The organism is Streptomyces spinoverrucosus (assembly GCF_006539505.1).
Classification (GTDB): domain Bacteria; phylum Actinomycetota; class Actinomycetes; order Streptomycetales; family Streptomycetaceae; genus Streptomyces; species Streptomyces spinoverrucosus.
Map to the genome: position 1 here is coordinate 73,255 of NZ_BJND01000022.1, position 14,581 is coordinate 87,835.

Sequence of the window (14,581 nt, forward strand, 5' to 3'; positions counted from 1 at the left end):
GGAGACCTGCGCTGTCATGGACTCTTAAGTCGAACCGGACGGCTGCGCCCGGAGCAGCGGGACTGGCTCAAGCACCTCGCAGCGTGCGGCTTCGAAACCGCGCTGTGGCGCCCCAAGGACCTCGACAACATCATCACCGTCCTCGCCCCCGACGGGCCCCGCGCCCAACTCCCCGACACCTTCTGACAAAAGGAGATCCAGCCCTCGTGATCGACCGCACCGCCAAACGCTCGGACATCCCGCCCGCACCCGGATCTGTCTGGTGCAACTCATGCGACAGCTGGTTCAACGTCATCTCCAACACTTGCCGCTGCAACAACCGCTGACCCACCCCGAGGACCCTCAACCGTGACCTGCCCTGCTCGCGCGGCCGCCCCGGCGGCGCCCCACGCGCCCGCCGCCCCGTCCGTCGAGCGGGCCACGTCCCTCTCCGAGGCCAGCCTGGGCACCACAACAGCGCAAGCCCTGGAAAGGATCGCCCAGTTGGCCAACGAGTTGTGTGAGCACCTGACCGATGCCCAGTGGCGCACGGCCGTCCGGATCCGGGACCTCGCCGAAACCGCACAGTCAACCGACGGAGCTTCCTGAATGCACGCCCGCTTCGTTCCTCTGCCCAACCAGCGACGCAGCCAGGAGGCGTACGACACGGCCCAGGTCCTGCGGGAGTGGCCCGGCGAATGGGCGCACATCGAAACACTCGCGAAACTGAACAGGGCCACCAACCTGGGATATCGCATCCGCACCGGCATGCACAGCGCCTTCCGACCCGCAGGCGCCTTCGACGCGACGGCGCGCAGCGTCGGCCTCCGCTCGCGCGAGAGCCGATCTCAGTCAGGTAGCGGTGGCCGGTGGGGAGTGTCGACGGACCAATTCCACCTATTGACAGCCGCGAGCCTGTGCCCAGCTTCAGCGAACTGACGACGCCTACCGAATCCATGCAGGGCTTGTGAAGACTGCCTACGAGCGCCACCTCTCCGGATACCCCGCCTACACGGACGATCACGAGTGGGTCGGTGACGTCTTCCGCTGCCTCCCGACGCCGGAATGCAACGGATGCGGCCGCTGGCACGGCTACACACGCATCGGCCAGAGCACGGAGAATCCGCAGATGAGCCTGCACGGCTTCAGTAGCCGGGACGACGTCTGCCGCGCTCTCCAAGCCGTACGGCAAGCCTGGAGCCACACCGCCCGACCGGGCGGTCAGTAGTCTCCAGCCGCCTCGCTCTCGCCTGGCACCGGGGACCAAGCCTCGGCGCACTGAATGAACGACAACGACGGCAGACTGAGCCCATGGACGCAGGACTTGCCGCACTGCTCGGCGCCGCTGTCGGCTCTGTCGCCACTCTTGGTGCCGCGATCGTGAGCGGCCGGACACAAGCACGTGCGCAGCATGATCAGTGGCGCCGCCAGCACCGCCGCGACGCATACGCCCGCTACCTCAGCGCGCTCCACGACCGCGACATTGCCATGGACGCCATCCTCGACGCGCTGCGTTCCGACGACCCCGACCTGCCCGACGTCGACGAGAAGATACGCCGCTTCATCGCCCTGGCGCGGGAGGTCCACCGCGCTGCCGAAGTCGTGATCCTCGAAGGACCTGCTGCCCTCGCGGACGTCGCCGAGCGAGTCACCCACGCCTCCAGCGACCTCTCCCGAGTCATGCGGCGGCTGGCAGAGAACGCTCACAAGGGAGACACCACCCGCAAAGCCGAGGACGCTGCCCTTGCTGATGAACGAGAACGCATCCTCTACCAGGCGGTCAAGGACTTCCGCCTCGCGGCCCGCAGCGTCATCGGCAACACGAACTGACTCAGCAAACCCTGACCGGTATGACCACCGGAAAGTCTGAGGTACTGAGTAGCTTGGGACGTTCGACAGGCGCAAGGCATGTCCAACAGCTACGGCTGTTGGCCGGAGCCAGCCGCAGTAGCGGGTGGGCTGCACTACCGTGCCCTCACAGCCGGTACGGCCGCGACCTGGTGGAACGGTGTCGAAAGGCAGGGGCGGATGGGGCGCAGCAAGGGCCAGTACGCACTCTTGGAGGCGCTCCGCACAGCGCATCGAGCTTCCTCTCACGGGTGGGCCACCGAATCGCTTGGGCTGAGCCGCGACAGCGTCGAGCGCCTCGTGGTGGCCGAAACCAACCGATGGCTCCTGCATGTGACCGATGAGCAGGTGGCCTCGATCGCGTACGCCTTCTATCTGGAGGGGCACTGGGGCCACGTCACCGCAGCCAACCGCTTCGGCCGCACCTACGGCATCATCCACCGCCCGCAGACAAGCACAGCCGACTCCGCTGAAACAACCGGACATTCAGTGACGTACCCGCACATACCGGGTAATCGGTCGCGGGCAGAGCCGCTCCAAGGCCGCAGGGCGACAGCCCGCGGCCTTGATCACCTCGGTTTCACCTACCAGGGCCAGTGGCTCCAGCCCAGCAGACCAAGGCCCACCGACACGGCCGTCACAATCACGGGCGAAACGTAGAAGGGCCCCACCAGACACCTAGGCATGGTGGGGCCCTCATTGATGAAGCCGAGCGGTAGCGGAGGCGCTAGGAGCAAGGCAAGTTGACGCTGCGACACCTGTGGTTACGTCATATGGCCATACTTTGAACGGGCGTTCCGGCTGCGACCCCGATCTCTAGTGCTGTGACCGCATAGGTTCGTGACTGAAGAACCTCCGCTGAGCACAGCAGTTACGGCCGCGTGAGTCGCATCCTTCGGCGTGAACGGTACGGGGTCAGGGTTGTAGTCCAGGGCGGCGAGTTCCTTCGGCGGCCATGCGACTCCAGCATCGCGGAAGTAGCGGGCAATACGCTCATCGATCCGCCGGGCCCGGGTTGGCACCAGGGTCATGCTCGTGGCAGCGGCAACCGCCTGGGCAGCAGCCTGCGCGATCTGATCCTCGTCCGACTCCATCTTCGTGTGCTCGTCGTGGGCCTTTGCACCGAGGTTGAGGGCGATGCTGTCCACGGCGGAGGCAAATGCCGCCCCCACCGTTGCCTCCGGTACCGGCAGGCCCTCGCCAAATAGCAGCAGTGCCAGGTCCCTCGGGCGCCGTCCCCGGCCCGCGTGGCGAGCGAGCGCCACCACCAGGTCGAACGCTTCCGGCACTGGGTGTGAGGCAGTGCCCTTGCCCCTGCCCAGCCTCACTTGCGTGTTCCCTGGCAGCAGGGGCCATTTCTGCTTTCGCCAGGTGGCCAACTGCTTCGCCGACACCGTGAGGTCGAGCTGCTGCGCGTATTCGATGAGCTGCTGATCGGCCGGACTCGGCGTCGTCTTGCCAGGCACGGTCCGACGTTACAGCTCTCCCCGACCGCCGGGCGGCGGTTACAGACCCCCCACTGTCGTCAGATCGGTTCCGTTACGAGCTGGTGCGATAACGGCATCGCGCAGCGTTCGACCGCGCAGAGCCAACCGGAACAGCGTTCGAAGAGAAGGGAACCGACATGGCACGGCGCCGATGCCACACGCCGGCAGGAAACCGCACCGCCCAGGCCGGACGGCGGCGAGCTGCCGCCCCAGATTCGTGGGCCGCAGCTGCGGTACTGGCGATGCTGTCGGGAGCTGACCGTGCGGCCGTCACCTGGCTGCCGGGCATCCTTAGCACGAACTTCAAGGAGTGACAACCCACGCCCGGTAGAAGTACTCCCACTCGTCCCCGTGGGCGTCCTGGTCGCGCTGGACGGCTGCTGCTTGAAGGGCTCTCCACACAGGAGCCGGTGGACGCCTTGGCACGCTTGCGGTCGGCCAGTGAACTCCACACTGTCGAACGCTCGACGAGGAAACGGGATGGGTTAGGAGATCGAGCCGCTTGGCCCGTTGCTGAAGCGCGTCAGCTGGCAGCACCTGGCCCATGCGGGCCAGATGCGCGGGGTGGCCGCACAGTTCCCCTCAGAGGCGGTTCTTGGCGACGCCTTTGGTGAAACTTGGTTGTTGTCGTTGAATGTTGAGGGAAGTCTGTGAACGCCACCCGATCAAGCGTGCCGGTCGGTGACAGCGAGACGGTGAGGGCGTCCAGCACTGCATGACTCTTCTGTGAATGGGCCTACACTGCATGGATTTTGCCCATATTCGCTACGCAAAGGATGGTCATGCTCGGACGGGGACGCCTGTCAAATTCTTCGCGATCTCAGTTCGGGGCTGGCAAATACCGCCGGTGAAGCCCAGTTCGTCGTGGAGATTCGTGCGCCGCAGAGATTACTGCGGAGTATCACGCCACCGGCACTTTCGCGTTGCTCCGCCAGGGAGGGGAAATATGAAGGACAGGTTGGCAGGGAAGAGACTCGCCGCAGCCGCAACCGCACTCGCCGCCGGAGCGGCACTTCTGTTCAATGCCACACCGGCGCAGGCGGCAACAACGTTCTACGTCAGCGACAACTGCGATGTGCCGTGGATCAACTGCTCCGAGGGCGACCTGCACCTGAACTACAACTCGATGGAGTATGCCGTCGACTCGAGTGGCAAGCTCCTCACGAGCTATGCCTCGTTCTACGGGGACGTCTACGACTACGCCGGCACCAGCCAGTACCAGGGGTCCACTCTTTACACCTACGTGTACGTCTTCGGCAACGGCGGAAACGGCAACGGGCAGAGGGTGAAGAACAATGCCGCCTCGGTCTGGAACTGCGCCCCGGCGGACAACTACCGCGTCTACTACAACTCCGGGTATCTGGGGCATTCCCAGTACTTCCAGCATGCTTACGCCTACGACTGCTACTGGGCCGATCTCGACTCCACGCTGAAGAACGAGAACGCCTCCGAGCACTTCGCCTGACCTCCCCCGGACGTGTAAGGAACCCCGTGATGAACCGCCACGCCAAAACCACGTCGATCGTTCTGGCCGCCGTCACCGCGGCCCTGATGACCGGCTGCTCCGCCTCCACGGCCAGCACCTCGAACAAGGCGAAGGACCCAAGAACCGAGCCCATGGCTCAGGAGTCCTCCACTGTGGACAAGGCCAACTGGCCTCCCGCCACCCCGCGCAGTGGCCTGGCCAAGGGCTTGTCCTTGCCCCTGGAGGACTACATGCAGACCTATCAGGACACGGTCACCCTCGACAACGCCGCCCGTCACATCCAGAAGCAGTGCATGGCCGATTACGGGTTCACCATCACCCTGCCGCCCGCGGGGAGCACTCCTCCGCCGAATGACAACGACGCCAATATCGAGCGGCGTTACGGCATCACCGACCGCGCCACGGCGGAGAAGTACGGCTATGGCCTGCCGGATGGCCTCCAGCATCAGCAGGGCGCGACACTGCCGAAGATGACCACGGAGGAGACCGAGGTCTTCTCCGGCTACACCAGCCTCAACCTGCGCGATCCCAACCGGGCTCCGGCGCCCTCCACCTACAAGGGAAAGAAGATCCACAAGAACGGCTGCGCCGGATGGGCCGACGACCAACTCGGCACCCCCAGCCTCGACTTCGCTCTCGTCTCCGAACTCGACGGGCAAAGTCTCACCCAGTCCCAGAAGACGCCCGCCGTCCAGGACGCCATCACGGCCTGGTCCAAGTGCATGAGCGCCAAGGGCTACACCGTCGATACTCCCTACAACGCGGACAAGATCGTTCCCCACACTGACGGAACCCCTTCTCAGGATGAGATCGATGTCGCCCTCGCCGACGTCGACTGCAAGAAGTCCACCGATCTCGTGAAGATCTGGTTCGACGCCGAGAGCGCCATCCAGAAGCAGCAGATCGCCGATCACCGGGATGAACTCACCCAGTCCAAGGCGCGCAATACAGCCGCGCTGGCTGCGGCGAAGACAGCCCTTGAGGGCTAGCGCCATGCCGGCACGGCGTGTCTTGATCGGTGCCGCTGTGGCCGCCTCGTTCGTCGGCGCGGCGGTTTACGGAACGGTCTCCTTCGCCCAGAGCATCAACGACGACTTGCGCAAACCGGTGGTCACTTCTCCCCGCGCCGGTGACGTGCCCGCCGTACCTGATCCGCTGCGCGACGCCTGCGCCACTGACGCGCCCAGAAACGGCCCGCCCGCCAACAGTGCTGTTTCAGCCACGGATTCGACCGGAGAGGTGAAGCTGTACCGGGTCCGGAGCAAGGACCACGTCGTGACCGTACCGGTGTCCGTCACCAACACCGGCAACACACGCGCCCTCTACACGGTCACCGTCTCCGTCACCCTCACCGGGGACAACGCAGGCGTCGACGTCGACAACGCCGTGGCCGTTGACGGAGCAGTCACCCCGCACACCACCACCTCGACGGGAGTCAGTTTCACCGGCATCGGAAGCGTCCCGCTCACCGACATGGACGTCAGAGTCCTTGACGTTCGCAAGCAGAGGTGCCCGGCCACCTGAGTCGTCACCACAGACGCGACACCGGTGAACGGGTGACGGCAGGCCCGCGAAATCCCTGCTCCGCGGCGCGCCTGCAGCCATCAGGCCGTCCGCCGCGCTCACCGGCGCGCTGGGCGGGGTTCCTCGCCGGGCTGGATCCGGCCCTGCCTGTGGTGCGGGGCGGGACCAGGAACTCTCCGTCGCCTGCGCCGCCACACAGGACGGTGCGGCTGCGGAGTCGGTTGGACGAAGGAACGATCTAGGAGGATCATGTTCCACCGCAGAAGACACTCCAAACGGTCCGACAGGGCCGGCACGCGGAGATGGCCCAGGCTCGGCACACCGGGGGTCCTGCTCCTTTCCGGCGCCCTCATGGCGGCCACCGTGTCCCCGGCGGCCGCGGCAACCGAAAGCACGACAGCCAAGGCGTCCAAGTCTTTGTCGTTCTCCTCGTCCCCCAAGGACGCCGCGGGTCCGGCTGCCGATGTGATGGTGAACGGCTGGGGTGACGGCTCCGGCTACCACGTCGACGTGGCCACCGGAGCGGGGGGATACAACTGGCGCGAGCTGGCGGTGCTGCGTCCGGCGAGTATCGACGACGCGTCGTGGACCGGCTACCAGTGCGTGTCCGGCGACGGCCGGTACGCGGCCGTGGCGATCCTTCCCGCCGGGTCGGTGAACCTGGCAGCGGCCCGCGACCACGGCGCCTTCGCCTACACCGTGAACCTGCGCAGCGGCGCGGTGAAGCCGGTCGCGGGCGGCGTCGCGCTGAAGTACCACTCGCCGGGCTGCGGGCTCGGGCACACGGCTGAGTTCACTGTCAACCCCGGTGAGAACCAGCGCCGTACGCAGGTGCTGACCGTGGATATGCCGTCCGGGAAGGTCAAAAACAGCGTCACTGTCGACGGCCAGGTCACCAGCGTGGTGCCCACCGCCGTCGGCCCGGTCGGCGTGCAGGGCGGATCCCTGGTGCGGCTGCCCGCCAAAGGCACGGGCAAGGCGGCCGCTCGTCCGATCCACCTGACCGACACCGGCGGCATGGCCTACGACCTGCGGCCGACAGCCGGCGGCGGTGTCGACTTCGCGGTGCAGCGAGACAGCCACAAGTCATCGCTGATCATGCGCGAGAGGTCGGGGAAACTGTCCAAGCTGGGTGACGGCAAGCACGCCCAACTGCGCCTGCTGCAGGGCCGGTCCGGTCACGCCGTCGCGATCGGCGCGACCGCGCTGCCCGCCAAGGCCGGCATACGCAGGATCGACACGCACGCGCTGCCCCACGGCGCGAACAGCGTGTCGGGAGTCTCGCTGGACGGCGGCGCAGTGATGGGCCTCGGAGACGAGACCAAGGCGTCCGCACCGCTGATCCTGGCCACTCACAGCGGAAAGCTGATCAAGAGGGGGCCGCCCGGAGCGTCCGCGCGAACGTCGACCGACCTCCCCAAGGCGGCTCCCGCCGCCGGTGGCACCTCCCCGGTGAACCAGTCCGCGTACACCGCCCCGGCAAGCAGCAAGGTGGCCTCGGCAACGGCCGCAGTCGCACCACTCAGGAAGACCGCCATGGCCTTCTCCGCCACCGCGACCGGCACCGCCGGTTCTCTGGCGACGGCCACCACCGCCGCCTCCACGACCCCGAAGTGCTCGGTGGGCCGTAACGAGGAGGACCGGCAGGTCATGCAGCCGGGCACGGCTCAGGTGGCGTGGGCGGTGCAGATGGCCGAGCAGGGCCTGTTGACCGGCTCCGCCTACCAACGGCCCGCGAACTACGCGAACCTGGGCCTGGCCGCCTACTCGCCCAACGACGACTTCGGCAAGGTCGCCCTGGAGCACCCCTCCACCGACACCTGGGACACGGTGCCTCGCTCGGTCTACCAGGCAATCGTGGCGCAGGAGAGCAACTACAGCCAGGCGTCTTGGCACGCCCTGCCCGGCATCCCCGGCAACCCGCTGATCGCCGACTATTACGGCGCCGGCGGCTCGATCTCCCACATGGACTACTCCAAGGCCGACTGCGGCTACGGCCTGGGCCAGGTCACCACGGGCATGGCCAACGGTGACACCAAGTACTCCGCCCACGGCCAGTGGAAGATCGCCGTCGACTACCAGGAGAACGTCGCCGCCGGCCTGCAGATCCTGGAGCGGACCTGGAACCAGCTCTACGACGCCGGCATCACCGTCAACGGCGGTGACCCGCGCTACCTGGAGAACTGGTACTTCGCCGCTTGGGCCTACAACTCCGGCATCCAGCCGACCGCCGCGTTCGGCAACACCACCGGCTGCATCCCCGGCCCCGACTGCACGGGCCCGGACGGCACCTGGGGCCTGGGCTGGGCCAACAACCCGCGCAACCCCGACTACCCGCCCACCCGCGCCCCGTACCTGCGCGACTCCTACGCGGACGCCTCGCACCCGGCGAGCTGGCCCTACCAGGAACGCATCATGGGCTGGATGGGCCGGCCGATCCTGCGCTTCAACGAGCCCGCCTACGCCACCCCGGACTATCACGGCGGCAAGGCCTGGCTGCAGATCCCGCCGGTCGACGCCTTCTGCACCAGCGACAACCAGTGCGACCCGACCGGCCAGCAGAGCTCCAACTACTGCTCCCTGTCGGACTACGAGTGCTGGTGGCACCAGCCCGTTACCTTTGTCTCCGACTGCTCCACGACCTGCGCCACCAGCAGCTACAGTGCGGGCGCCGGGTCGAGCGAACCCGCGGTCGTCAAGCCGCATCCGCATCCGCCGTCCTGCTCGCTGGACACCACGCACGTCCACGACGAGGGCCACGGCTCGCCGATCATCGTGGACGAGTCGCAGAGCCAGCCACCTCTGAACCTGGTCGGCTGCGGATCGTCCAACTGGTCCCAGAACGGCACCTTCACCTACACCCCCGGCACCAACAGCGACGGCGACCCGATCGGCGCGATCGACACCCATCAACTGGGCGTCGGCTTCGGCGGGCACGTGCTGTTCACGCACACCGAGGACGGCTCCGACCCCGACGAGATCAACACCGGCACCTGGACGCCGAACCTGCCGAAGCTGCAGTACTACAAGATCAAGCTGCACTTCCCGTCCACGGCGGCCAGTTCCACCAACGTCGTCTACACCATCAACCCCGGTGGCGGCGCGAGCCCGTGGAAGATCCGGGTGAACCAGGACTGGGGCTCCGAGGAATGGGTGACCATCGGCACCTTCGCCATGGAGGACGGCGCCACGGTCAAACTCACCAACAAGAGCGACATCACCGGCTCCGGCAACATCAACTACGCCGACTACGACGTCGCCTACGACGCGGTCGCCTTCATCCCGGAGGGCGGCACGCCGGGCAAGCCGATCGGCGGGCCGCCCGGCATCAAGGACGCCCCCAAGGGCAGCAACCCGGCCTGGGTGCAGTGCGGTTGCGTGCGGCGCACCGCCGGTGACCCGGTCGACACCAGCACCGGCACGTTCGGGGACACCTTCACCGACCTGTCGACGCCCGGGCGGGGCATGCCGCTGGACTTCACCCGCACCTACGCCTCCGCGCTGGCCAGCCCGGACGGCCCCAACGCCGCACTCGCCGAGAACGGCCCGTTCGGCTGGGGCTGGACGTACTCGTACAACCTGAGCGCGAGCACCGACAGCACGACCGGAGACGTCACGATCAAGCAGGAGGACGGCTCCCAGGTCACCTTCACCGACTCCTCGGGCACCTACACGCCAAGCGCCCCGCGCTACGACGCGACCCTGACCAAGTCCGGTTCCGACTACGTCTTCACCCGCACGTCGAAGGAGATCTTCACCTTCGACACCGCGACCGGCCACCTGGTCTCCGAGACGGACCTCATCGGCAGCAAGGCCACACCGCCGTACGCCACGACCCTGGCGTACGACGGCGACGGCAACCTGCACACCATCACCGACCCGGGCGGCCGCGTCTACACGCTGACTTGGACCGGCAGCCACATCACGGCCCTGACCGACAGCGCCGGGCGCAAGGTCACCTACGGCTACGACACGGACGGCAACCTCACCGACGTCTACGGCGTGGGCACCACCCGCTCACCCAGCCTCCAGGATGACGACCACTACCAGTACACCTACGACGCGTCGCACCTGATGAAGACGATGCGCAAGCCGGTCCAGTACGGCAACACCGCCTCACCGACCCCGGTGACGTCGATGACGTACGACGCATCCGAGCGGGTGGTCACCCAGACCGACCCGACGGGGAAGACCACCGTCTTCGCCTACGGCCCCAACATCGACACGGGCCTGACGGACGGTCAGACCCTGGTCACAGACCCGGCCGGCCACAAGATCCTCTACACCTACGCCGACGGACTGCTGCAGTCCGAGACGCGTGGTTACGGCACGCAGGACGCCGGAACCTGGTCCTACACCTACGACCCGATCAGCCTCGGTATCACCTCCATCAGTGATCCCGACGGCAATCTGCAGACCTTCGCCTACGACGACCACGGCAACCAGATCGCGGCCAGTGACGCCCGCGGCTTCACCACCACCCAGGCTTACGACGACAACGACAACCTGATCACCACCATCGACCCGTCCGGCCTGCGCACCGACTACACCTACGACGAGGCGGACCACATCGCCGCCACCGGCAGCGGCTTCGGGCTGCTCACCAGCACCACCCAGCAGCCGACGGACGGCAGCGCCGCGGCACACACCACCGCCACCTACTACGACGACACGGCCCACCCGGGTGACGCCACCCGCACCGTCGACGCCCGTGGCAACACCACCAAGTCGACCTACGACACGGCGGGGGATCTCACCAGCACCACCGACCCGGAGGGCGACAAGACCCAGTACGGCTGGGATACCGACCGCGGCCTGCCGACCTCCCAGGTCTCCCCGGCCGGCACCGCCGCGGGCACCACGCCCGGCTGCACTCCGCCCGCCAAGGGCTGCACCACGTATGGGTACGACGCGTGGGGCAACCGGACGAGCACGATCGACCCCCTCGGTCACACCACCAAGGCGGCCTACGACGCCGACGGCAACCGCACCTCGGCCACCGACGGCAACGACAAGAAGACCGTCTACGGCTACGACGCGGACGACCGCAACACCAGCATCACGCGGCCCGACGGCACAGTCCTCAAGACCGCCTACAACGCGGACGGCACCGTCTCCAAGACCACCGACGCGGCGGGCGCCGAAACGAGTTACGGCTACGACGCCCAGGGCCGCCGCACCAGCCGCACCGACCCGGACCAGCGCACCACCACTTCCGGGTACGACGCGGCCGGCAACCTCACCACGGTCACCGACCCGTCGGGCCGTACCACCACCTACACCTACGACCCGGCCGGCAACGTCACCGGCATGGACTACTCCGATGCCGCCACGCCCGACGTCAGCACCATCGACTACGACCCGGCAGGCCACCGTAGCTCGATGACCGACGGCACCGGCACCAGCACCTGGAGCTACAACACCTTCGGTGAACTGACCTCGCAGACCGATGGCGCGGGCAGCACGGTCGGCTACACCTACGACGAGAACAGCAACACGACAGGCGTCACCTACCCCGGTACGACCGGGCACACCGTGACTCGGACGTTCGACAAGGCCGACCGCCTCACCGGAGTCAAGGACTGGAACGGCAACTCCACCACCTTCGGTTACACCGACGACGGTCAGTGGAAGACCACCACCTACCCCAACAGCACCACTGCGACCACCGAGTACGACGACGCTGGCCAAGCCAAGTCCGACACCCTCACCAAGGGCACGACCACGCTCGCCTCGCTCACCTACACCCGCGACAGCGCCGGCCAGCTCAGCGGCCAGACCCCGACCGGGGTCTCAGGCGACGCGCAGACCTACCAGTACACCGACCGCGAACAACTCAAGTCGGCCACCGCTGGGTCCAATGTCACGTCGTTCGCCTACGACGACGCCGACAACCCGGTCCAGGTCGGCACCACCGGCCAGTCCTTCGACGCGGCCAACCAGCTGTGCTGGTCCACGACCGGCACCATGCCCGCCAACCCCGACTGCGCCACCGCACCCACTGGCGCTACCACCTACACCTACGACGACCAGGGCAACCGCACCAAGAGCACCGACGGAAGCAACACCACCACCTACGCCTACGACCAGTCCGACCGCCTCACCACCGCGAACACCGGCTCCGCCACGGCGGCCTACGCCTACAACGGTGACGGGCTGCGCACCGCCAAGACCGTCGGCAGCACCACGACATCCTTCACCTGGGATGCCGAGGACCTCCCCGATCTGCTCTCCGACGGCACCACGGACTACGTCTACGGTCCCGCCGGGACGCCGGTCGAACAGATCGCCTCCGGCAGCGCCCACTGGTACTTCCACGACCAGCTGGGCTCCACCCGGGCTCTCACGGACACCAGCGGTACGGTCGACTGCACCTACGACTACGGCCAGTACGGCGCGGTCCTCGACCACACCGGAACGGCGTCGACCCCGATGCAGTACACCGGCCAGTACACGGACGCGGAAACCGGCCTGGTCTACCTCCGCGCCCGCTACTACGACCCGGCCACGGCTCAATTCCTCACCGTGGACCCGGAAATCGACAACACCCGCGAGGCGTATGCCTACGTCGTCAACAACCCCCTCAACCTCACCGATCTGACCGGCCTGTGCTGGTCCGGGTTCGGCTGGGCGTGCAAGTCGGCGAAGGCGGTGAAGAAGCACTGGCGCGGCATCACCCAGGTCGCCATCGTGGCCACGGCCACCGTGGCCGCCGGGTTGTGCACCGCGGCCACGGCAGGTGTGTGTGCGGGAGCCGGCGGAATCATCATTTCCGCGGGAATCGGATTCGCCGCCGGTGTCGGTAGCTACGAAGTCGGAGGTGGGAAGCACACCGTGAAGGGCGCTCTCCAGCAAGGAGCCATTGGTGCGGCGTCCTATGGCGGAGCGGCAGCTGTTGGAAAGGGCGGCATGCTGTTGTCGAGGACGAGCAAGTACTTGACGTTCAGCGACACCATCTACAATGCCTTCACCAACGGCGGGCGATTCTGGAAACAAGGCGAAAACATCAGAGAAGTTCTCAATCACTGCGGATTCGGCACAAAGTGGCCGTAATGCCGCCTAGGTGTTCTCAGGCACTGTAAGTCGAGAGGGCACGTCACTCTGGCGCGCCCTCTCCAGCCAGGTCAAACACGTCCGATGGGATCTACGAAGTGACTGCATGGCAGATCGTCAAACGCCTGCTCCAAAACGGCCGTGGTCAGCTCGCGACGCTGATCGTCTTCGACGTGCTTGTGGCGTGGGTGGCCGTGGCGCTGCTGCCGCCTGGCTATCTGATGGTCGCGGTGGCTCCCGCAGTCGTGGTGAACGCGCTCCTGATCAGTCGCTGGAACGGATCCCAGCGTTAGCGGAGACCGAACAAGGCACTCGATGAACCTGGAAATGTCCCGTGCCGATGTATGCTTCGCTGTCACCATCCAACTGCTCGCCGCTGTTGGGGGCTTCCGCAGAGCCGTAATTGGAACTTCGAGCCCGACAAGGTGAATTCCCCGAAGGACTGGTGTGTCACTCCGGGGTACGCATCGCTCCGTACACAGTCGTGTTGGCAACTGGATTCATCTCGACCTCAGAAAAGAGAAACGCCGCCCTTGTCCGGACCGAGTCTGCGGGAGCCATCACGCTTCGGCTCCGGCCGCGTCGCAGCAATCCGCGGTCCACGTGTGGGGAGTCGTCCTGGCATTGAGCAGCGGAGGTGACCACAGTCCCCGAACCCTCACTGGCAGGCGGGGCAGGACGAGGAGGGAGAACCCAAATGACGCGTTCAGTCGGAATCGACCTCGGTACGACGAACTCGGTGGTCTCGGTCCTCGAGGGCGGCGAGCCCACCGTGATCACCAACACGGAAGGCGCCCGGACGACACCGTCGGTCGTGGCCTTCGCCGAGAACGGCGAGGTACTGGTCGGCGAGGTCGCCAAGCGGCAGGCCGTGACTAACGTCGAGCGCACGGCCCGCTCGGTCAAGCGGCACATGGGCGAATGACGCGGGACGCGGAGGCGTACCTGGGCGAGGACGTCACCGACGCCGTGGTCACCGTGTCCGCGTACTTCGACGACGCCCAGCGGCAGGCCACCAAGGAGGCCGGGGAGATCGCCGGCCTGAACGTGCTGCGGATCATCAACGAGCCGACGGCGGCGGCGCTGGCGTACGGGCTGGACAAGGAGAACGACCAGACCGTCCTCGTCTTCGACCTGGGCGGCGGCACCTTCGACGTGTCGCTATTGCTGTGACCGCATAGACACCTCAGGCGCCTAACTCGTC

At 66.7% G+C, this 14,581-nt stretch carries 10 protein-coding genes and 1 pseudogene; 10 read left to right on the plus strand and 1 reads right to left on the minus strand.

Annotated elements, in window-relative coordinates; all coding sequences use genetic code 11:
* Window positions 1–348: 348 nt before the first annotated feature.
* The 4 genes from SSP24_RS16555 to SSP24_RS16570 all read left to right on the plus strand — a co-directional run bounded on the left by SSP24_RS16555 (window position 349) and on the right by SSP24_RS16570 (window position 2,487).
* Entirely contained in the window at window positions 349–588 is a 240-nt protein-coding gene (locus SSP24_RS16555; protein WP_141310320.1) for a hypothetical protein, read from the plus strand.
* Window positions 589–946: 358 nt separating this feature from the next.
* Entirely contained in the window at window positions 947–1,207 is a 261-nt protein-coding gene (locus SSP24_RS16560) for a hypothetical protein (protein WP_141310321.1), read from the plus strand.
* A gap of 83 nt (window positions 1,208–1,290) precedes the next feature.
* On the plus strand, window positions 1,291–1,809 hold the full coding sequence (locus SSP24_RS16565; protein WP_141310322.1) for a proline dehydrogenase: 519 nt from the start codon (window positions 1,291–1,293) through the stop codon (window positions 1,807–1,809).
* 78 nt (window positions 1,810–1,887) lie between these two features.
* Window positions 1,888–2,487, plus strand: a complete 600-nt coding sequence (locus tag SSP24_RS16570; RefSeq protein WP_141310323.1) for a DUF6417 family protein — start codon at window positions 1,888–1,890, stop codon at window positions 2,485–2,487.
* A 104-nt stretch (window positions 2,488–2,591) separates the two neighbouring features.
* Here the strand turns inward: SSP24_RS16570 and SSP24_RS16575 are convergent, their stop codons facing one another.
* Window positions 2,592–3,293 (minus strand): hypothetical protein, encoded by a 702-nt coding sequence (locus SSP24_RS16575; protein WP_141310324.1) that lies wholly within the window; start codon window positions 3,291–3,293, stop codon window positions 2,592–2,594.
* 967 nt (window positions 3,294–4,260) lie between these two features.
* On the opposite strand from SSP24_RS16575, the gene SSP24_RS16580 reads away from it, so the two are divergent.
* From SSP24_RS16580 to SSP24_RS16605, 6 genes and pseudogenes are all read left to right on the plus strand, one after another.
* Window positions 4,261–4,779, plus strand: a complete 519-nt coding sequence (locus tag SSP24_RS16580) for a hypothetical protein (protein ID WP_141310325.1) — start codon at window positions 4,261–4,263, stop codon at window positions 4,777–4,779.
* Between the two features lie 29 nt (window positions 4,780–4,808).
* Entirely contained in the window at window positions 4,809–5,789 is a 981-nt protein-coding gene (locus tag SSP24_RS16585) for a hypothetical protein (RefSeq protein WP_141310326.1), read from the plus strand.
* Window positions 5,790–5,793: 4 nt separating this feature from the next.
* A complete protein-coding gene (locus tag SSP24_RS16590; RefSeq protein ID WP_141310327.1) occupies window positions 5,794–6,324 on the plus strand; it encodes a hypothetical protein in 531 nt (176 codons plus the stop codon).
* A 351-nt stretch (window positions 6,325–6,675) separates the two neighbouring features.
* Entirely contained in the window at window positions 6,676–13,377 is a 6,702-nt protein-coding gene (locus SSP24_RS16595; RefSeq protein ID WP_229865620.1) for an RHS repeat-associated core domain-containing protein, read from the plus strand.
* Between the two features lie 98 nt (window positions 13,378–13,475).
* Window positions 13,476–13,670: a hypothetical protein gene (locus SSP24_RS16600; protein ID WP_141310328.1), complete on the plus strand. Its 195-nt coding sequence runs from the start codon at window positions 13,476–13,478 to the stop codon at window positions 13,668–13,670.
* A gap of 404 nt (window positions 13,671–14,074) precedes the next feature.
* Window positions 14,075–14,544: pseudogene (locus tag SSP24_RS16605) on the plus strand (Hsp70 family protein); the annotation flags it as partial.
* Between the last annotated feature and the right edge of the window lie 37 nt (window positions 14,545–14,581).

Coding starts and splice junctions, on each gene's coding strand:
- SSP24_RS16570 (WP_141310323.1), top strand. CDS start 1,888: ATGTCCAACAGCTACGGCTGTTGGCCGGAGCCAGCCGCAGTAGCGGGT.
- SSP24_RS16595 (WP_229865620.1), top strand. CDS start 6,676: ATGGCGGCCACCGTGTCCCCGGCGGCCGCGGCAACCGAAAGCACGACA.
- SSP24_RS16580 (WP_141310325.1), top strand. CDS start 4,261: ATGAAGGACAGGTTGGCAGGGAAGAGACTCGCCGCAGCCGCAACCGCA.
- SSP24_RS16590 (WP_141310327.1), top strand. CDS start 5,794: ATGCCGGCACGGCGTGTCTTGATCGGTGCCGCTGTGGCCGCCTCGTTC.
- SSP24_RS16565 (WP_141310322.1), top strand. CDS start 1,291: ATGGACGCAGGACTTGCCGCACTGCTCGGCGCCGCTGTCGGCTCTGTC.
- SSP24_RS16585 (WP_141310326.1), top strand. CDS start 4,809: ATGAACCGCCACGCCAAAACCACGTCGATCGTTCTGGCCGCCGTCACC.